Here is an 18,788-nt window from a genome sequence, read left to right on the forward strand (position 1 = left end):
CTCCGATGACGAATCGGAGGCTTTTGTCTGGTTTTACACCGCTTTGCAGGGAAGCGTGATGGAAAATGTCGTCCCCTGCCCCGGCTGGCTTTTGACATGTACGGTGCCCTCGTGGGCTTCTATGATATTTTTTACGATCGATAGCCCCAATCCCGTTCCGCCGGTAGCTCCGCGCGTACGGGCTTTATCCGCCTTGTAGAAGCGCTCGAAGATGTAAGGCAGGTCTTCCGCCGGAATGCCGTAGCCTTGGTCCGCCACCTCGATCAATACCGCGTTTTCCCCTTTGTAGCGCGTCGGCGCCGCGCTCAGCTGAATTAGCGATTGACACGGCGTATGCCGGATCGCATTGTCCAGCAGATTCGTCAGCACCTGCTCCATCCGGTCTTCGTCGGCCTGGTACAGCACCAGCTCTTCCTCAGGAAGGATGCAGGTCATCGTAATGCCGTGCTCCTTGGACAAGCCCGCGAATTTACGGTGTACCCGCTTTAAGAACGTGTTCACTTCCAGCTCGCGGAAATTCAATTCCATATTGCCCGTCTCCATCTTCGCGAGGTCGAGCAAATCCTTAACCAGCCGCCCCATACGAAGCGACTCGTCGTGAATGACCTGCGCCAGATCCTTGCGTTCTTCGGGCGTAGCTGCGATATCGTCGATCAACGCCTCGCTGTAGCCCTGCAGCATCGACAGCGGCGTGCGCAGCTCGTGCGATACGTTGGCGACAAAATCTTTGCGCAGCTTGTCGAGCCGGAATTCCTCCGTGACATCCCGCATAACGGCGACGACCCCGCGCACAATCTCATGCGAATACAATGGCGCCATCACGACAGACCATACCTCGCTCTGAACATGCAGCTTCGCCGTCATTTCCTTCGCCTCGGAGATGACCCCTTGGAATAACGGCTGAAGCGGCTCGGGAACCGTTTCCGGTTTCTGCGGCATCTGTCTATCGTCCTGACCGAACCAGTCGTCCGTCCAATGAATCTCGTTCCAATCCCTTACGACCTTATCTCCCGGAGGATTGGTCAGAATAACTTTCCCGTCGGCGTCGAACGTAATCACCGCATCCCCCATGCTTCGCAGCACGCTGGCCAAGTGCTCCTTTTCGTGACTTAGCGCCTTGATCGTATCCGAAAGCTTCTGTCCCATATGGTTGAACGTTTTGCCCAGCTCGCCCAGCTCGTCGGAAGACGTGATCGGCACACGGGTATCATATTCGCCCTTCGAGATCAGATCAGCCGCCTTCTTGAGCTGGAGCAATGGCTGCGTAATTTTGGTCAGCAGGAAGAAGGCGAAGAACGTTGTCATCAGAAAGCCGGCGACGCCAACGACGACGAACAGCTTTTTGACATAAGCCTGCGTCTCCTCCGCGGACTGCGTGAGCTGATACAGGATCAGCGCTCCGGCGGTTTGCGTCTGGCCTTCATTCATATAAGGCACGGCTACAGCCGTGTATTGATTGCTCAAAGGGGCGCGCGGACCCGAGCTCGTATTGCGGTTATCGACCGATTGCCCGGCGAACGCTTTCTGTAAATCCGCCTTCGTGAAGAAATCGGTATAACGGAACGTCTTGTCCGGCGCTTGCGCAAACGGCGGATCGATCTGCTCGAAATTGGCAGTCACCATCAGGATGCTGGCCCCCTGGGCGCTGAGCAGCTCGTTGACAACCTGCAAATACCGCCGTTCTTCCTTATGGAGGGAGATTTCATTGGCCACCTTGACGGCCAGCCTCGTGAGCGTTTCCGCCTGATCCTTGGACTTGGGGAACGACGTTTCGATATATCGGAACAAAAAAAGGCTGAGCGTCAATAAAACGACAACAACCAGCCCGATAATCGTAATCCACAGTTTACCGACAACACTTTTTAAAATAAACACGTTATTTCGGGACCTCGAGCTTGTAGCCTACGCCCCAAACCGTCGTAATCATGGAAGCGGCGTCCGGCGACACTTTATTCAGCTTCTCGCGCAGCCGTTTCACATGGGTATCGACCGTGCGCAAATCACCGAAAAACTCGTAGTTCCATACATCCTTGAGCAGCTCTTCCCGGGAAAACACCTTATCCGGCGACACCGCCAAATAATGAAGCAGCTCGTATTCTTTCGGAGTCAATGCCACTTCCTGTCCTCCGGCCGTGACGCGGTGAGCGTCGTGCTCGATCACCAGATTCGGGAATACGATATTATTGCTCGAATTCACTTCCTTGGACAAATACGCGGTGACCGAAGATCTCCGCAGAATGGCCTTGACGCGGTAAATGACCTCGCGGGGACTGAACGGCTTCACCACATAGTCGTCCGCTCCCGATTCGAAGCCTTGGACACGGTTCGTTTCTTCGCCTTTGGCCGTCAGCATAATGACCGGCGTCGATTTCACCTGGCGCAGCCGGGCGCATACTTCATTGCCGTCGATGCCCGGCAGCATCACGTCGAGCAGAATCAGGTCGTAATCCTGATCCAGCGCTTTGCGCAGCGCCGATTCGCCATCCTCGGCTTCGTCAATGCTGTAATTTTCTTTCTCCAAATACATCCGCAGCAGGCGGCGAATCCGTTCCTCATCATCTACAACCAATATGTTCAACTTCGTCTCGCTCATGGCTGAACCTCTTTTCAATTGAGATTAACGACCGTTATTTGAAACTCGGCATGCTTCCGCTGTGCCGGTTTACGTGCCGGAATACGAATGCAAGCCGGCGATTACCAGGTTTACGCCGATGAGCGTAAACATGACGACGAGAAACCCGATCACGGACAGCCAGGCGGATTTTTTGCCCTGCCAGCCGCGGGAAAGACGAAGATGCAGGTACACCGCATAAAACAACCAGACAATCAGCGCCCACACTTCCTTCGGATCCCAGCCCCAGAAGCGTCCCCATGCTTCATGTGCCCAAATCATCGCAAAAATGAGCGCCCCGAGCGTGAAGATCGGGTAGCCGATAGCAATCGCCCGGTAGCCGATCTCATCGACATCCTCCGAGTCAATCCCTCGCATCGTGGGCTGAAGCGCCCGGCCCAACGGCTTGCGGACCACAAGACGAATCAGCGCGTACAGCAAGGTGCCCAGAAGAACCGACCAAATGACCGTATTGAACTTCCGCCCGGCATTCGCCCCCTCCATCCAGGACGGAGCTTCGAACAGCGGCTCGGTCATCCCGAGAAAAGGCTTCATTTCCAACTGCTCGCTCTGATACGGTTTTACGATCGGCGGCAGTACGTACTCGACATTTTGCTTCACGACCTGCTCGATATTATTGATATCGGTCATCTTGACGTCGCTGACGAATGTCGCTTTATACCCTGCTGCATTAAAGCCGAAGATGGCAACAACAAACGAGATAATCATGAGCAGGGTAAAAATGGTAAACTCAACGCCGCGCTGCTCCCTGCGGTCCGCTTTGGATGTTCCGCCGAAATTGACGTTCTGGAGCAGATACATCAAGCCTGCGGCAAACCCGACGGCGAAAAATGCTTCACCGAGCGCCGCGGTCGTCACGTGGATTTTGAGCCAGTAGCTTTGCAGCGCCGGAATAAGCGGCTGCACTTCGCGCGGAAACACCGAAGCATAAGCGATGATAATAATCGATACAGGCATCGCGAATACGCCAAGCGCGGGCGTGCGATAAATCAAGTAGACGACGATAAACGCGAGCACGATCATCATTCCGAGGAAGGTCATGAATTCGTACATGTTGCTCGTCGGAATATGCCCGCCTTCCGCCCAGCGGGTAAAGAAAAACGTCACATGACACAAAAATCCGATCACGGTCAGGATGAAGCCGATGAAGCCCCACCGCTTGGCGAACCCTTCCGGGTCCGCCTCCTGAACCGATTTTTTCCCGGTAACGGCTATGACGAAGCCGAGCAGTGCCAGGGCGTACACGATAAAAGCAATCAGCAAAAACGTGCTGCTCACGTTTCAATCACCTTTCTTTCCAGCGTCTTCGGATCGATGTCGATTCCCGTTTTTATCAAGACCTGGGCCACTTCCTTCCGGATACCGTACCAGTTCTTGTTCGTATGAGCGCCGAGCGCAAGCTGTCCGTTATCGATGCGCAGCCAGATCCGGCGATGGTGCCAATAAAAGCCCATAATCAAGCCGATCATCGAAATAGCTGCACCGACCCAGATATACGGCATGGCCCGGTCGACCCGGATATTCAAGTAACTGACATACTCCGAAATGGCTACGTCAGCCATCGAACCAACGGACAGCTCCAGCCTGGCGCCAAGCTCTCCGTTGATTTCGTCTTGACGGAAATTGACTTTATCCACCTGACGCGGGAAGTACATATAAGGCTCCCCTTCCAGCTTCAAGCCCGGACCCGAAATGGCAAATACGAACGCCGGAGCTTTCGGTTCGTTGGACTTGGTCATCGGCACGCCTTTGTCGTCCAAAGCGAATTCGGGGAAATACGCCTTCAGCTTCAATTGGTAAGGACCTGCGGTATACGATTCCGCAGGCTTGTTCATCGGCAGCTCGAAGCTTCCGTACGTCTCGCCGGTTTGCTTGTTCTTAAGCGTCGGCTTGACGGATATGAGCGTCGGAGACGGCTTGAAGTCGAATTGATACGCGAGAAATCCATTGTACTCCAGCGGCTTGTTCACGACAATATCCTGGCGGTGCACTTCTTCAAGCACCGGCTCCTTCGCCGGATCGTCGCAATCCGCCTTGCACTGGTAGAGCACCGCTTTCGTCTCGAATACCTTCGGGACGTCCTGTCCTTTGGAGCGGAAGCTCTCCGACATCTCTTCCGGCTTGTAAAACTCCAACGTAAATTTCTCGTTCTTCAAATAATAAGAAGTCTCAGGAATTTTGACAAGCTTGCCTTCCGGAAAAGCGATATGCTGGTCCATATGCCAGCCCGGAATGCTGCGCATCAATACGGCGCCCAGAAAAATAATCAAACCGATATGATTGATATAAGGTCCCCAGCGGCTGAAGCGATTTTTCTCCGCCAGCAGCGCCGTGCCGTCCGTATGTACGCGGTAGCGCTGCTTGCGGAGCACCTCCGCCGCCTGCTCCGTCCAAGCTTCCGGCGTCTGTCCCGAGCCCTCGGCAGCGGATGGAAGCGGTCCGATAAAAGCTACTTTTTGACGCGTGATGAAGCTTAAATGTTTGCGGATCTGTTGCTTGCTTAACGCCCGATACAACGGCAGCACGCGGTCCAGACTGCAGACGACGAGCGACGTGCCGATCATGAACAGCAGCGTAATGAACCACCAGGATTCGAACGTATGGGATAGCCCCAGCAAATAATAAATGTATCCGATCGTTCCGTACGTTTCTTTATAATACACCGCAGGATCGATGTTCAGAAACGTATTTTCCTGCGGATATACGGTCCCCAAAATCGAGCCCAGCAGCGTGATCGCGATGAGATAAACGGCGATTTTGACGGACGAGAAAAAATTCCACACCCGGTCCAGCACGCCGGGATTCGCACGCTGGGATCGCCGGGCGACCCCGTCGTACCGCATCTCAAGCGGCTCGCTGCCGCCTTCGTCCGAAAGCGGCTTGCCACAGGACTCGCACAGCATGGTGCCGACATGATTCTGGTGTCCGCATTCGCATTTCGTGTTTTGAATCATGCCTACTTCCACCCTTGCTTTTGCGGTAATAGCGATGTGATGGTCTTCTCAATGTACGCCTCGTCCATTTCGCCGATCCGCATGACTTCGACCTTCCCTTCCGGTCCGATGAAGAACGTGGTCGGATACTGGGAAACACCGTAACGCTTGCGGGTTTCCTCGTTCTTGTCGAGCAAAATCGGGAACGTAACCTTGTATTGGCTGACGAAGTTTTCGACCGCGACTCTGGGCTCGTCCAGATTGAGGCCGAGAATCTCTACATTTTTATCCGCCCACTTGGCGCGCTGTCTTTCGAGCGCCGGCATCTCGTTGCGGCAGGGCTCGCAGAATGTTCCCCAGAAGTTGACGACGACGACTTTGCCGCGGTAATCGGATAGCTTGCGGGTGGTGCCGTCCAGGCCGAGCAGCTTAAAGTCCGGCGCCTCCGAGCCTTGCGTCGGTTTCTTGTCGCTCCCGAACAGGTTGCTCGCGAGCGTGAGCGCGCCGATGACGATAATGACGGCAAAAATGGAAATTTGGACCCATCGTCTATGTTTTCCCATATTCTCACACCTTTAAAACGAGAGTTGACTGACAAATATCACACTTCCATTATATCGAAAATGGTCCATGTAATTATTCGCCTTTTTGAATTTTATGTGACTTGCTTTCTCCCGCTTTAAGCGCTTCCTGACGAAGCTCGTTGACCTCCTGCGGGGTCAGGTGGCGAAACTTGCCCCGAGGAATGCCGGATAGCTGAAGCGGCCCGAATTGAATCCGTTTCAGCTTAATGACCGGATGATGAATCGCATCGAACATCCGCCGCACCTGTCGGTTGCGTCCTTCGTAAATCGTAATTTTCACGACGGCTTCATTGGTTTCCGGACGGACGTCCTGGTATTCCACCTCGGCGGGCGCGGTCATCCCGTCTTCCAGCTGAATCCCGTTCTTCAGCTTGTCCAGCAAGCTGCCATGAGGCACACCTTTGACCGTGGCCAAATAGGTGCGCGGCACGTGGTGCTTCGGATGCGTCAGCAAATGGGCGAACTCCCCGTCATTGGTGAGCAGCAGCAAGCCTTCCGTATCATAATCCAGTCGACCGATCGGATAGATGCGCTGCTTGATGTTTTTGAAAAACTCCGTTACCGTTTTGCGTCCTTCGGGATCTTGGGCGCTCGTGATGACGCCTTTCGGCTTGTTGAAGATCACATACACTTTGGACTGCCGGCGGATCGGCTTGCCGTCCACTTTAATGAAATCCTGGGAAGGATCTACCTTCACCCCCAGGGTCGTTACTACCTTGTCATTGACTTCCACACGTCCTGCGGTAATCAATTCTTCACACTTGCGGCGGGAGGCCACACCCGCTTCGGCCAACACTTTTTGCAATCTGTCCATCTGTTGGATTCACCTCAAGCTAATGATACCTATCCTCGGGTGAAATCACAAGTTGCGCCCACGGAAATTCGCCGCCCGGGCACGTAATCGAATGAGGAAAAATGTCGTCGGGCTGAAAACCGTACGTTTCCGCCAGCCGGAGAATCAGCTTGTTCATCAAAAACAGCTGCTCTTTTTCCGCGGGAGCGCGGACGGCGCGCGGCCCGGAGAAGTCCCCTTCGAGACAAAGGTGGATGTAGAGCGGATCGGTTTGCTCGGAAGAAGGGATGATGTCGCCGTTTTTGGCGATGAAATAATCATACCCTTTTCCGTTAATGGAGGAGCAGGCGGAGTGATGGATGACAATGCCGTAATACTGCATGCGGTTCACCTCGTTAAGGACTGGACTGCTCACAGTATATGTGCGGAGAGAATGGGGGGTGATGCGGGGCCCGGCGAATAAGCCGGAGCGGGCGGAAAACGGGTCCGCTCGCATGCGGCATGCGATTCACCTGCTGCGTTCAGGCAAAGACCAACGAGCAGATCGCGATCGAAGCGATAAATCCGACGGCGTCGGAAATAAGGCCGACCTTAAGGGCATAGCCGGCCTTGCGGATGCCGATGGCGCCGAAATAAACCGTGATGACGTACAGCGTCGTATCCGTGCTTCCTTGGATCGTGGAAGCGATCCGTCCGATCATCGAATCGGGGCCGAACTCGGAGATCAGGTCTGTCGTAAAGGCAAGCGAGCCGGCGCCTGTAATCGGGCGCAAAAAAGCGAGCGGAATAATATCGCCCGGAATGCCAAGCTGCTCGCAAATCGGCTTGAGCCAGCCAATCATCAGATCCATCGCCCCGGATGCGCGGAACACGCTGATCGCCACCATCATGCCGACCAGATGCGGTATAATCCGGATTGTCGTATCGAAGCCTTCTTTAGCTCCTTCCACAAACGATTCGTAGACGGGAACTTTCCGGTAAGCGGCATAAAGAGGAATGAAGACGATCACGACAGGGATGGCCCATGCCGATATCCAATTGACCAAGTTATACACGCGGGTTCATCCTTTCCCCTGTCCGGGCGGCGTTGATCGCTTGCGGTACCACCGGTCAACCATGATGGCCGCCAAGGTCGAGATAAAGGTAGCGAGCAGCGTCGTACCGACGATTTCCGCCGGATTCGCCGAATTGTAATTCATTCGAATGGCGATCAGCGTTGTCGGAATCAGGGTGATGCTGGCCGTATTGAGCGCAAGGAGCGTGCACATGGCGGGGCTCGCGATGTCTTTATGCTTGTTCAGGAGCTGCAGCTCCTGCATTGCTTTAATGCCCATCGGTGTGGCGGCATTGCCCAGTCCCAGGATGTTGGCGCTCATGTTCGACATAATGTATCCGAGTGCCGGATGATTTTTGGGTACACTTGGGAAAAGCGCGCGCACGATCGGCGAGAGCAGCTTCGCCAGCTTCTGCAGCAAACCCGCATCCTCGGCGATTCGCATGATGCCGAGCCAGAACACCATAATGCTGATGAGCCCGAAGCAGACCGTCACTCCGCTCTTGGCGCCGTCAAATACCGCCTCCGTGACCAATTCGATTTTGCCCTGAAAAGCAGCGACGACAAACCCCGCAACAATGAAAAACAACCATATCCAGTTGACCATGCCCGCCGCTCCCTTCCGCTTAATCCGCTTGCCCGGTAAACAGTACCCGGGTCAGCTCGGTCAAGATATAGAGCCATTTGCGCGAATTGCCGCCGCCAAGCTCTTCCGTATCCGCAAATGAATAGGCGGACCGTTCTTTCTGGTTCAACCGGGGGCTTTCCTTGGCAAACAGCGGGACCGAACCGACCGGCTTGCCGTCCAGCAAAAATTGCAATCGCCCCGCTTCCCCCAGCCGACTCTCGACGGAAGCCGCATCGTATAAAATCGGCTGACGCGCCAGTCGTCCGCGTTCCGCCTGTTCCGCCGGATACCGAAACGATGCCCCGGCGACAAGCCCGGTCCCCTCAATCGCCTCCCCCTTCTCGGCTAAAGAAAGCAGGGGAAAATGCTTGAAGCCGAAGTCGAGAAGCCGGGAGTGATCGATCCAATCATCGGGATCGTTCAAGGTCACGACAGCGAGCTGCTGCCCGCCTCGGGTCGCCGAAGAGACAAGGCACCGCTTCGCCAGCTTCGTATAGCCGGTTTTTACCCCATCCGCTCCCTCGTAGAGCGATAGCATTTTATTTTTATTGATCCAGCTGTAATCCCAGGATTCGTTCGGATTCGGCACCTTCTTCACTTTCGTTTTCACAATTTCCTGAAACACGGGGTTTTTGAGGGCATAAGCGGTCAGCTTGGCCATATCGTTCGCCGTCGAATAGTGCCCTTGCTCGTCCAGGCCGGAAGGATTTTTAAAGCTGGAATTCGTCATCCCGACGACCTTCGCCTTCTCGTTCATCAAGAAGACGAAGCCTTCCATGCTGCCGCCCACATGCTCGGCAATCGTAATCGCCGTATCATTCCCGGAACGGAGCATCAAGCCGTATAGCAAGTCCTTAAGATTCATTTCCTCGTTCAACCTCAAGTAAATGGAAGACCCTTCTTTGCCGAACGCGTTCTTGCTCACCTTCGCCCGATCGGTCAAACGCCCATGCTCAATCGCGACAATCGCCGTCATGATTTTGGTCAAGCTGGCGATGCGCATCGGTGTGTCTCCCCTGGAACTGTAAAGCAGCCGCCCGGAAGCGACGTCGATCAATGCCGCAGCCGCCGCGCCGGTGGATACGCCCGGAGCGGCGCTGACTCCCGCCGGCGGAAGCGCGCCCATATAAACCAACAGCAAAGTGAGCAAAAGCAAACATCCTTTTCTCATCTTTATCCTCCCACACGCCATCCTACAGGAAAGGCCGACCGGTATCGATCGGACAACTCCATGTCTTTGTACAAGTATATGCTTGTCACTTCAGGTTATGAACGGCCCATGACAAGCCGCAACTTGAAGCGTATGGGAAAAGAAATCAAATAAAAAAGCCTTGCGTCCGTGGGTATTCCCACAAACTACAAGGCTAAAGGCTCTATGCAATCGGGCTCATTATAGGAAACGCGGCCGACCTTCGGGTCGACCTCGTAATACCTCATCCGCTCGGCGGGATACGGCTGCAAAACAGGCAGCAGCTCCCTTTCGTCCTGCACGGTCCGGTTTAACCACAAGCTTTCGTGCTCTCGCGGCAAAATGACGGGCATCCGCTCGTGAACCTCGGCTACCAATTCGTTCGCGGCAGTCGTAAGGATTGTGCAAGTGTGCAGCTTCGTTCTGTCCTCCGCCAGCCATGTGTCATATAATGCAGCCATGCCGAACAATCCTCCGTCCGCCAGCACGAAACGGACCGGTTGCTTCCGCGAGCCGATCCGTTTCCATTCATAAAAGCCGTCGGCCGGAATGAGGCAGCGCTTCCGCTTCAGCAGGCCGCGGAAGGCAGGCTTCTCGGCGGCGGTTTCGGCCCGCGCGTTCATCATGCGCGCGCCGGATTTGTCATCCTGCGCCCAGGAGGGCACCAGGCCCCAGCGAAGCTCGCCAAGCCGGTTCACCCCGTCGCCTGCACCCCCGATAATCGCGGGAATCCATTGACCCGGCGCCGCATTATAGCGCGGCTGAAAAGGCGCCGGACGCCGGTCCAGCATAAAATGCAGCACCAGCTCTTCGAAACTTACGGTAACGGTATAGCGTCCGCACATGCCGGAGCGTCCCCCTTTCAAGCTTGGCGGGCTTGAGATATATTATCCGCATGGTTAATAAATACCGTCAGCTTCTCGGCCAAATCGATTTCGTAAGGCTGCCCCAGCACTTGGCCATAGGCGTCGATCAGCACCCGGACGACGGGACGCTGCGGCACCGCAGGGTTAATATTGACGACAACCCCCTGCTCTCCCGTACTTAGCGTGACGGTCAAGCCGAGCGGATAGATGGCGACGTTATCCCGGAACATCGCTACTTTGCGCTGATCGTACAGCGTTCCGACGCCCGCAAACAGCACTTCCATTGCCTGATGCGGAAGCATCGCGAGCCGGTGCGGGCGGTGCGTCGTCATCGCGTCATAGCTGTCTGCGACGGCGATCCACTTGGCGTATTCGTGAATGTCCTTTCCCGTAATCCCCCTCGGGTATCCGCTGCCATTTTCCCGTTCGTGATGCTGAAAGGCGCAGTGGGCGGAAAGCAGGGGCATATTCGGCTCGTCCTTGAGCAGGCGGAAGCCGATCTCCGTATGCTTCTTTACCTCTTCGAATTCCTCCGCCGTGAGCGGTCCGGGCTTCTTGATAATGTCCAGGTTGATCTTGGTCTTGCCGATGTCATGCAGCAGCGCGCCCAGTCCGAGCGCCATCAGCTCGTCTTTGGTATAGCCGCTGACCATGCCGAGCATGGTCGCATAGATGCAAACATTCAACGAGTGCTGGTACAAATAGTTGTTCAGAACGTTCATATTAAGCAGCATAATCGCGGTACCCTGCTTTTCGTTCAAGTCGTCGATAATCATCTTCATGACATTTCCGAACGAACGTCCGAGCACGTGGTTTTTAGAAAATTTGGATCGGCTTTCGTTTTCCATGAAGCTGCGAAAATGAGTGCGGATTTCGGTTAGCGCTCTGATTCTCGTTTCATCTGCAAGCGGTTCCTCAATCTTAAGGTCTTCCGTCGCCTTGTCGGCAATATATAAATAATCGATGCCGAGTCTCTCCAAACGCCCGATTAATCCTCCCGTCAATTCCACTCCTTCATTTAATAGAATGACGCCTTCTTCGCTATAAATGCACTTCCCGAGGCGCATACCCGGTTCGCACGATCTGGTGGGCAACAGCCGCATGAACGTATACCTCTTTCCCCATGTCTTCGGTCCTACGGTTACAAAAATAACTATAGTGCAACTAGCGGGAAAGAGCAATATTTCTTATGTTAATGAATCAAAAAACAGTAAAAAATATGTAAAAGCTGCTCCTAAGAGCAGCTCGCCGAGTGATACGATCTAACCTTTTTCATATCCATTTATGTCTTTGTCTACAGGTTTATTATGACCAAAAAACGGTCGGGTGAAAAGAAAGTGTTGCTGGAAAGCTAAGCAACTCTTTCCAAACGCCTACAAATCAGACAATAAAGTTCTGATTCTCGATGTTGTTCGTGACGGTAGTAGCCCCCCCGGTTCCTTCCGTCATCGCCCCAGTACCGGATTTCACCCCATTTTTGATCATCGTTTGAATGCGGTCGACGACATGCGGCGCCGAGTCGATCAAACGCTCAAGCAGGTGAGTCTGGTTATCGAGCGGCACGACCTTGACGCCAAGCTTGCCTACGACCAGAAAAGCGATCGGCGTGATGGATACGCCGCCGCCGCTGCCGCCGCCGAAAGGCAGGGCCACATTAGCGTTATGCGCATCGTTGCGGCTGATGCCGTTGGCAGAGGATTCGTCGGTGACAAACTCGCTGCCTCCGGCCGCAAAGCCGAACCCTACTTTGCTGATCGGCATAATGACGCTGCCATCCGGGGTTTCGACCGGATCGCCCACAATCGTATTGACGTCGACCATTTCTTTGATGTTTTCCATGGCCGTTTTCATGAGTCCTTGAATCGGATGCTCAGACATGAATGATGATCCTCCTTTTCGAAAAGGCTTGAACGCTACAATTTTCGATTGCTTTTTTAGCATTGCCCAAAGCCGAAAACGGTATGCGGGTTGCAGTCCGGAAATGCCGAAAAGCCGCCGCTTCTGCGCCACGCAGTTCACGACAGCTTCATCAGGTGCGCAGCAGCACTTTCTTCCAAGCGCGCAGCCCGCCTTTTACTTTTAAAATCCGGAAAAGCAGTTGGATGCCCGCCGCGGCAAGATGCCAGAAGCGGATATGCAGGCGGCATATGCCTTCGGTAATAAACACGTTCTGATTAAACACCGGCATGACTTGCAGCTCCGGCTTCGCCTCAAGCCGGATCGTCCGGAATATATATCCTAGAAGCGACGTTTTGAGCCCCCATATGGTGCCCACGACAACGGCCGTCTCCGCCGCGTCCCCGATGCCGGCCGACGTTTTCCAGTTCAACTCGGTGCAATGAAAACGGCTGAGCAGTCGACGAAACCATTGGTTAAACTTAAAACAGTTGTGAAGTAATACACGATAATTATCAATCGCCTCTTTAATTTTATCGAAGTCGATTTTACGTTTGGGCTCGCCCTGATATTGACCCTTGTTCGGATTCGTCTTCTCCGATTTCAGTTCCAGCCCTTCCAGCCATCCCTGGAAGCGGAGCAGCGGTACGATGTACCTGTAGCGAATAAGTCCGAATAAAGAGCGGAGATCGATTCGAATTTCGTCATTTTGTTCCATATGAACAAAAGACAGGCAAATTTTGACCTTGCTTTGCGCTACAGCAAAAATCAAGACCGCGACCGCTCCGGCGATCCAAGCCCATATCATGCGATGTTCCTCCTCTTCGGCCCGAGACGCTGCGGGCAGCACAAATACTCCTGAGCCGGAAGCCGTTTGCTTCGTTTCCTCAGGAGTTAGTATAGCCCAGCAATGGAAAAACATGCGTACGTTACATGCCTTCCGGCTCCGCCACGTCCTCGAACGTGATTTGTTTACCGTCCAGCTTCTCGAAAAGCAGCCTTGTCTCTTCTTCCAAATTATCGTCATTTTCGAACATCGATGTCTCCGGAAGATCCTCAATCGTACTGAGCGCGAAATAATCGAGAAACGATTTGGTCGTTCCGTACAGAATCGGCCTTCCCGGCGCGTCTGCCCGGTCCACCTCTTGAATCAAGTCTTTGGCCACCAGCGTCTGCAGCGCGCGATCCGATTTCACCCCGCGAATCTCTTCGATCTCCACCCGCGTGATCGGCTGCTTGTACGCTACGATCGCGAGCGTCTCCAGCGCCGCTTGAGAAAGCGACGTCCGCGAGGGAGAGTAGGCCAGCCGCTCAAGATACGGCGCGTGCTCCGGCACGGTCGTAAGCTGATAAGTACCCGCCAGCTCGACAATCTGGATTCCGCGGCCCTGCCGCTTCAGTTCCTCCTGCAGATCCAGCACAAGGTCGGTTACGAACTCGGCGCTGAGCTCCAGCACATCAGCCAGCTGTTTGGCGTCCAATCCCTCGTCTCCCGCCACAAACAACAAGCCTTCAATAACTGATTTCATCTGCCCAAAATCCATCCGCCGTTCCTTCCTCTCTTGCCTGAATCACAATATCGTCAAAAAGCTTATGCTGGAAGCAGACGATTCGCTTGACTTTCATCAGCTCCAGCAGCGCCAAAAATGTAACGACAATCGCGTCTTTCGTCGCGTCGTCGTCCAGCAATTTCGAAAACATGACTTTGCCCCCGCACTTCTCGAGCGTATCGACCACCTCGTACATGCGATCCTTCACCGAGATTTCGTCCTTGCGGATCTTGGCAATCGCCTGACGGCTCTGCATCCGCCGCATCGCCTTGCGAAACGCGTTAACGAGATCGGCCACATGCAGCCCTTTGACCGGGTTTTCCTGCACCGCAGGCACATACGGGGTCAAGTCCTCGGGCTCTCTCGTATAAATGAGGCTGCGCTCCATCTCTTTGTCCCGCAGATGATCCGCAATCGCCTTATACTTGCGGTATTCGATCAGCTTCGCTACGAGCTCGGCGCGGGGGTCGTACTCCTCGTCCATCATGTAATCGTCGAATTCCAGATCCACGACGGGCGGCTTCGGCAGAAGCATCTTGCTCTTAATGGAAAGCAACGTCGCTGCCATGACGAGGAACTCGCTCGTCACTTCGAGCTCCAGTTCCTGCATGGCGTCCAGGTATTCCATGTATTGATCCGTAATTTCTTTGATCGGAATATCGTAAATATCGACTTCCGCTTTATCGATCAAGTGCAGCAGCAAATCAAGGGGGCCTTCAAAGGTTTCCAGCTTTACTGTGACTTTCACTTTCCTCTCGTTCCCCCTTAATCCTCATGCAGCTTTCGTCAGGTAGTCAGCTGTTTCGTCAAATTGGCCATCTCGATGGCGCTCGCAGCCGCTTCCCAGCCTTTGTTGCCGGCTTTGGTCCCCGCGCGCTCCACCGCCTGCTCGATCGAGTCGGTCGTCAGCACGCCGAAAATAACGGGAATGCCGGTTTTGAGCGAAATGGCAGCCACGCCTTTGGCCGTTTCATTGCAAACGTAGTCGAAATGCGGAGTGGAGCCGCGAATGACCGCACCTAGCGTGATGACGGCGTCGTACTTGCCGCTCTCGGCCATTTTCTGGGCGATCAACGGAATTTCGAACGCGCCAGGAACCCAGGCTATCTCGACTTCGTCTTCGTGTACGCCGTGCCGTTTCAACGCATCCAGCGCGCCGCCCAGCAGCTTGTTCGTAATAAATTCGTTGAACCGTCCGACCACGATCCCGTATTTTAAACCTTGCGAGACCAGATGTCCTTCGTATACTTTCGCCATATCCCTTCAACTTCCCTTCATTTGATGAAATATTTTTTTAGATGGTAAAATCAAGCAGATGCCCCAGCTTCGCCTGCTTCGTATGCAGGTAGTTCGTATTGTCCTCGTTTTCTTCCATTTGCAGCGGCACACGCTCGTCCACTTCAAGCCCATAGCCTTCCAGACCGCGAATTTTGCGCGGATTGTTCGTCATGAGCCGGATGCGTCCGATGCCGAGATCCTTCAAGATTTGCGCGCCGATTCCATAATCCCGCAGATCGGGGGCGAAGCCCAGCTTCAGGTTCGCGTCGACGGTATCGAGCCCCTGCTCCTGCAGCTTGTACGCCTTCAGCTTGTTGATCAAGCCGATGCCGCGTCCTTCCTGCCGCATGTACAGCAGCACGCCGGAGCCCGCCTCTTCGATCTGCTTCAGTGCCGCCGCGAGCTGAGGTCCGCAATCGCAGCGGTGAGAGTGGAAAACGTCGCCGGTCAAGCATTCGGAATGAACACGCACAAGCGTCGGACGATTACTATCGATCTTACCTTTCACGAGCGCCACATGCTCTTTGCGGTCAACGTCATTCGAGTAGGCGATCGCGGTAAAGACGCCGAAGTCCGTCGGCATCCGCACCTCGACCTCGCGCTGCACCAGCTTCTCCTTCTGATTGCGGTAGCGGATCAGGTCCTGGATCGTGATGATCTTCAGATCATGCTTGCGGCTGATCTCGATCAGGTCTGGGACGCGGGCCATTTCGCCGTCTTCCTTGATTACTTCGCAGATGACGGCAGCGGGATAAGCGCCGCACATGCGCGCCAGATCGACTGCCGCCTCCGTATGTCCGGCGCGGCGCAGCACGCCGCCTTTCTTGGCCGTGAGCGGAAAAATATGTCCCGGACGGCGGAAGCTCTGCGGCTTCGTCTGCGGATCGATCAGCGCCTGCACGGTCCGGGAACGCTCCGATGCGGAAATGCCGGTCGACGTTTCGACGTGATCGATCGAAACCGTGAAGGCCGTGCCATGGTAATCCGTATTGCGCGATACCATCTGCGGCAAGTCCAGCTCCCTAGCCCGCTCTTCGGTAATCGGAGCGCAGACGAGGCCGCGTCCTTCCTTGATCATGAAGTTGATGACCTCCGGCGTCGCTTTCTCGGCCAGAGCGATGAAGTCGCCCTCGTTCTCGCGGTCTTCGTCGTCCACGACGATAACGACTTTGCCCAGCATCAGATCGTATATCGCTTCTTCAATCGGATGAAACCGGATCGGTTCGTCCATTCCTCTCTCCTCCTTTTTGTCGATGGGAGCCGGGCCCGAATTACAGAAACCCGTGCTCCGTTAAAAACGCCGCGCTCAGACCGCCTGGGGTTGTCCCTTTGGTTGCAGCGGCTCCTTCTCCCGTTCGGAAGGTCAGCAGCCGCTCGATGTATTTGCCGAGAACGTCGGCTTCGAGATTGACTTCATCCCCTTGCTTCTTGTACTGAAGCACCGTTTCCGCCAGCGTGTGCGGGATGATGGATACGGTAAACGACGTGTCTCCCAGCTCGACGACCGTCAGGCTGATCCCGTCGATCGTGATCGAGCCGTGCGGGATAATATATTTTAAGATACCCGGGTCGCGCGGCTCTACGCGGAAGACGACGGCGTTTTCTTCCGGTGTCCGCCCCCGGATGATGCCGGTCGAATCGACGTGCCCCTGCACGATGTGACCGCCAAACCGTCCGCCTGCCGTCATCGCCCGCTCCAAATTAACCGGCGACGCGGTCGACAGCCGGGACAAGTTCGTCCGCCGGAACGTTTCCGGCATCACATCGACGGTGAATGACACCTCGTCATAAGCGATGACGGTCAAGCAGACGCCGTTCACCGCAATGCTGTCGCCAAGCTTGACATCGTCCAGGATACGCTTCGCCCCGATCGTCAGCACCATCGCCTGTCCTTGCTTCGCCATGCGGCGAAGCGTGCCAATTTCCTCGATAATTCCAGTGAACACGGAATGTCCCTCCTTTTCATCGCTATTCGTCTTCTCGAAACAGCTTGTCTACTCGTTCGGTTCGACGTACCTCGGGTACCCGATCAGGCACAGATCGTCGCCGAGCGTCTCGACCTGTATGCGCTCCAGCCGAATCGCCTCGCGCATTTGCCCAAAGCCGGCGAAATCGAAGTTCGCCGGCGCCAGCGCGCCTCCGCCGATGATCTTCGGCGCGAGGAAGAGCACGAGCTTGTGGGCGAGCCTGCGCTCCAGCAGCGCCCCGCTTAGCTTGCCGCCGCCCTCCACGAGCAGCGAGCCGATCTCGCGCTCGCCGAGCCGCGCCATGGCGGCGTCCAGATCGACAGCGGGGCCCGGCCCGCAGTCAACGATTTCTACGCCGCGCGCTTCGAGCTCGCGGCGGCGCGCCGCCGGCGCCTGTTCGGTCGTAAGCACGACCGTCGGCGCAGTCCCGTCCCGCACGAGCTTCGCCTCGTGCGGGAGCCGCAGCGTCGAGTCGACGACGACGCGGATGGGGTGCAGACCCGGCACGGGCAGCCGGGTCGTCAGGGACGGGTCGTCGGCCAGCACGGTGCCGATGCCGACCATAATCGCCTGATGGCGATGCCGCAGCGTATGAACGCAGGCGCGGGAAGCCTCGCCCGTAATCCACTTGCTGTCGCCCGTCCTCGCAGCGATTTTGCCGTCCAGCGTGCTGGCTGATTTGACGGTGACGAACGGCCGCCGGGTGACAATGAACGTATTGAACACTTCGTTCAAGGCGTTGGCCTCCCGTTCCAGCACCCCTTCCGTCACCTCGATGCCGCTCGCCCGAAGCCGGGCGATTCCGCTGCCAGCTACAAGCGGATTCGGGTCGGTTGCCGCAACGACAACCCGCTTGACGCCTTCGCGAATCAGCCGGTCGCTGCACGGCGGCGTCCTGCCGAAGTGGCTGCACGGCTCCAGCGTCACATAGGCCGTGGCGCCCGCCGCTTCGCTTCCCGCCATGTCCAGCGCGTGAACTTCGGCATGCGCTTCGCCCCGCTTCAGGTGGGCGCCCATGCCGACAATGCGTCCGTCCTTGACGATGACGCAGCCAACGACCGGATTAATGCCCGTCTGTCCGGCCGCCGAAGCGGCCAGCTGCAAAGCCAGATTCATGTAATACTCGTCGTTCAGCAACCTCACAGTCAATTGACGCAGCCTCCTCTCCTGATTAGCTTGCCGGAAAATGCGAAAAAGCCCTCTTTTTGCTTAACAAAAAGGGGCTTGTGAGAAGTGTCGCGTTCAGGTAAAAAAACGCAGGCGGAATCCCTTGCAGCGAGAGATCGCAATGCAATGCCATGCATGCTGCTAAGGCCGCGTCGATGCATGCCTAAATAAACCTTGCCCATGTCCAAAAACACATGGCAAGAAGACATGCTCGAACAGATACACCTGTGGCAAGTTGAGTATGTGAAATA

The 18,788-nt window shown here is 55.4% G+C and carries 20 protein-coding genes; all 20 read right to left on the reverse strand.

The features are described 5' to 3' along the window. Positions 1 to 33 precede the first annotated feature (33 nt). Complete coding sequence (locus tag KQX66_RS09635) at positions 34 to 1,875, reverse strand: ATP-binding protein (RefSeq protein ID WP_216792243.1); 1,842 nt, start codon at positions 1,873 to 1,875, stop codon at positions 34 to 36. A 1-nt stretch (position 1,876) separates the two neighbouring features. After that, positions 1,877 to 2,593, reverse strand: coding sequence for a response regulator transcription factor (locus KQX66_RS09640; RefSeq protein WP_025846431.1), 717 nt, complete (start codon positions 2,591 to 2,593; stop codon positions 1,877 to 1,879). 69 nt (positions 2,594 to 2,662) lie between these two features. Beyond that, positions 2,663 to 3,910, reverse strand: a complete 1,248-nt coding sequence (gene ccsA / locus KQX66_RS09645; protein WP_216792244.1) for a cytochrome c biogenesis protein CcsA — start codon at positions 3,908 to 3,910, stop codon at positions 2,663 to 2,665. Next, positions 3,907 to 5,586, reverse strand: coding sequence for a cytochrome c biogenesis protein ResB (gene resB, locus KQX66_RS09650; protein ID WP_216792245.1), 1,680 nt, complete (start codon positions 5,584 to 5,586; stop codon positions 3,907 to 3,909). Before resB ends, ccsA begins: the two co-directional genes overlap by 4 nt. Positions 5,587 to 5,588: 2 nt before the next feature. After that, positions 5,589 to 6,128 (reverse strand): thiol-disulfide oxidoreductase ResA, encoded by a 540-nt coding sequence (resA, locus tag KQX66_RS09655; RefSeq protein ID WP_216792246.1) that lies wholly within the window; start codon positions 6,126 to 6,128, stop codon positions 5,589 to 5,591. Positions 6,129 to 6,201: 73 nt separating this feature from the next. Next, positions 6,202 to 6,963: a pseudouridine synthase gene (locus KQX66_RS09660; RefSeq protein ID WP_216792247.1), complete on the reverse strand. Its 762-nt coding sequence runs from the start codon at positions 6,961 to 6,963 to the stop codon at positions 6,202 to 6,204. Positions 6,964 to 6,982: 19 nt separating this feature from the next. Further along, on the reverse strand, positions 6,983 to 7,324 hold the full coding sequence (locus KQX66_RS09665; protein WP_216792248.1) for a peptidoglycan recognition protein family protein: 342 nt from the start codon (positions 7,322 to 7,324) through the stop codon (positions 6,983 to 6,985). Between the two features lie 139 nt (positions 7,325 to 7,463). Next, positions 7,464 to 7,997: a spore maturation protein gene (locus KQX66_RS09670; protein ID WP_216792249.1), complete on the reverse strand. Its 534-nt coding sequence runs from the start codon at positions 7,995 to 7,997 to the stop codon at positions 7,464 to 7,466. Positions 7,998 to 8,003: 6 nt separating this feature from the next. Beyond that, positions 8,004 to 8,603: a nucleoside recognition domain-containing protein gene (locus KQX66_RS09675; protein WP_216792250.1), complete on the reverse strand. Its 600-nt coding sequence runs from the start codon at positions 8,601 to 8,603 to the stop codon at positions 8,004 to 8,006. 19 nt (positions 8,604 to 8,622) lie between these two features. Further along, the gene (locus tag KQX66_RS09680; RefSeq protein WP_216792251.1) at positions 8,623 to 9,795 is read right to left on the reverse strand and encodes a D-alanyl-D-alanine carboxypeptidase family protein; all 1,173 of its coding nucleotides are present in this window, start codon (positions 9,793 to 9,795) and stop codon (positions 8,623 to 8,625) included. Between the two features lie 185 nt (positions 9,796 to 9,980). After that, on the reverse strand, positions 9,981 to 10,658 hold the full coding sequence (locus KQX66_RS09685; protein ID WP_216792252.1) for an SOS response-associated peptidase: 678 nt from the start codon (positions 10,656 to 10,658) through the stop codon (positions 9,981 to 9,983). 17 nt (positions 10,659 to 10,675) lie between these two features. Further along, positions 10,676 to 11,782 (reverse strand): HD-GYP domain-containing protein, encoded by a 1,107-nt coding sequence (locus KQX66_RS09690; RefSeq protein WP_216792253.1) that lies wholly within the window; start codon positions 11,780 to 11,782, stop codon positions 10,676 to 10,678. A 277-nt stretch (positions 11,783 to 12,059) separates the two neighbouring features. Continuing rightward, positions 12,060 to 12,557 (reverse strand): GerW family sporulation protein, encoded by a 498-nt coding sequence (ytfJ, locus tag KQX66_RS09695; protein ID WP_216792254.1) that lies wholly within the window; start codon positions 12,555 to 12,557, stop codon positions 12,060 to 12,062. A gap of 151 nt (positions 12,558 to 12,708) precedes the next feature. After that, positions 12,709 to 13,383, reverse strand: a complete 675-nt coding sequence (locus tag KQX66_RS09700; protein ID WP_216792255.1) for a DUF2953 domain-containing protein — start codon at positions 13,381 to 13,383, stop codon at positions 12,709 to 12,711. A gap of 121 nt (positions 13,384 to 13,504) precedes the next feature. Beyond that, entirely contained in the window at positions 13,505 to 14,119 is a 615-nt protein-coding gene (scpB, locus tag KQX66_RS09705) for an SMC-Scp complex subunit ScpB (protein ID WP_216792256.1), read from the reverse strand. After that, entirely contained in the window at positions 14,088 to 14,873 is a 786-nt protein-coding gene (locus KQX66_RS09710) for a segregation and condensation protein A (protein WP_010498962.1), read from the reverse strand. Before KQX66_RS09710 ends, scpB begins: the two co-directional genes overlap by 32 nt. A 38-nt stretch (positions 14,874 to 14,911) precedes the next feature. Beyond that, a complete protein-coding gene (ribH, locus tag KQX66_RS09715; RefSeq protein ID WP_036680785.1) occupies positions 14,912 to 15,382 on the reverse strand; it encodes a 6,7-dimethyl-8-ribityllumazine synthase in 471 nt (156 codons plus the stop codon). Positions 15,383 to 15,419: 37 nt separating this feature from the next. Beyond that, positions 15,420 to 16,634, reverse strand: coding sequence for a bifunctional 3,4-dihydroxy-2-butanone-4-phosphate synthase/GTP cyclohydrolase II (locus KQX66_RS09720; protein WP_216792257.1), 1,215 nt, complete (start codon positions 16,632 to 16,634; stop codon positions 15,420 to 15,422). A 40-nt stretch (positions 16,635 to 16,674) separates the two neighbouring features. Continuing rightward, positions 16,675 to 17,349 carry a riboflavin synthase gene (gene ribE, locus KQX66_RS09725; RefSeq protein ID WP_216792258.1) on the reverse strand — a complete coding sequence of 225 codons (675 nt, stop codon included), beginning with the start codon at positions 17,347 to 17,349 and terminating at the stop codon, positions 16,675 to 16,677. Between the two features lie 48 nt (positions 17,350 to 17,397). Then, complete coding sequence (gene ribD, locus KQX66_RS09730; RefSeq protein ID WP_308647216.1) at positions 17,398 to 18,513, reverse strand: bifunctional diaminohydroxyphosphoribosylaminopyrimidine deaminase/5-amino-6-(5-phosphoribosylamino)uracil reductase RibD; 1,116 nt, start codon at positions 18,511 to 18,513, stop codon at positions 17,398 to 17,400. Positions 18,514 to 18,788 lie beyond the last annotated feature (275 nt).

The organism is Paenibacillus oleatilyticus (assembly GCF_018998565.1).
Classification (GTDB): domain Bacteria; phylum Bacillota; class Bacilli; order Paenibacillales; family NBRC-103111; genus Paenibacillus_G; species Paenibacillus_G oleatilyticus.

Coding starts and splice junctions, on each gene's coding strand:
- KQX66_RS09640 (WP_025846431.1), bottom strand. CDS start 2,593: ATGAGCGAGACGAAGTTGAACATATTGGTTGTAGATGATGAGGAACGG.
- resB (WP_216792245.1), bottom strand. CDS start 5,586: ATGATTCAAAACACGAAATGCGAATGCGGACACCAGAATCATGTCGGC.
- resA (WP_216792246.1), bottom strand. CDS start 6,128: ATGGGAAAACATAGACGATGGGTCCAAATTTCCATTTTTGCCGTCATT.
- KQX66_RS09660 (WP_216792247.1), bottom strand. CDS start 6,963: ATGGACAGATTGCAAAAAGTGTTGGCCGAAGCGGGTGTGGCCTCCCGC.
- KQX66_RS09665 (WP_216792248.1), bottom strand. CDS start 7,324: ATGCAGTATTACGGCATTGTCATCCATCACTCCGCCTGCTCCTCCATT.
- KQX66_RS09675 (WP_216792250.1), bottom strand. CDS start 8,603: ATGGTCAACTGGATATGGTTGTTTTTCATTGTTGCGGGGTTTGTCGTC.
- KQX66_RS09680 (WP_216792251.1), bottom strand. CDS start 9,795: ATGAGAAAAGGATGTTTGCTTTTGCTCACTTTGCTGTTGGTTTATATG.
- KQX66_RS09685 (WP_216792252.1), bottom strand. CDS start 10,658: ATGTGCGGACGCTATACCGTTACCGTAAGTTTCGAAGAGCTGGTGCTG.
- KQX66_RS09690 (WP_216792253.1), bottom strand. CDS start 11,782: ATGCGGCTGTTGCCCACCAGATCGTGCGAACCGGGTATGCGCCTCGGG.
- ytfJ (WP_216792254.1), bottom strand. CDS start 12,557: ATGTCTGAGCATCCGATTCAAGGACTCATGAAAACGGCCATGGAAAAC.
- KQX66_RS09700 (WP_216792255.1), bottom strand. CDS start 13,383: ATGATATGGGCTTGGATCGCCGGAGCGGTCGCGGTCTTGATTTTTGCT.
- scpB (WP_216792256.1), bottom strand. CDS start 14,119: ATGGATTTTGGGCAGATGAAATCAGTTATTGAAGGCTTGTTGTTTGTG.
- ribH (WP_036680785.1), bottom strand. CDS start 15,382: ATGGCGAAAGTATACGAAGGACATCTGGTCTCGCAAGGTTTAAAATAC.
- KQX66_RS09720 (WP_216792257.1), bottom strand. CDS start 16,634: ATGGACGAACCGATCCGGTTTCATCCGATTGAAGAAGCGATATACGAT.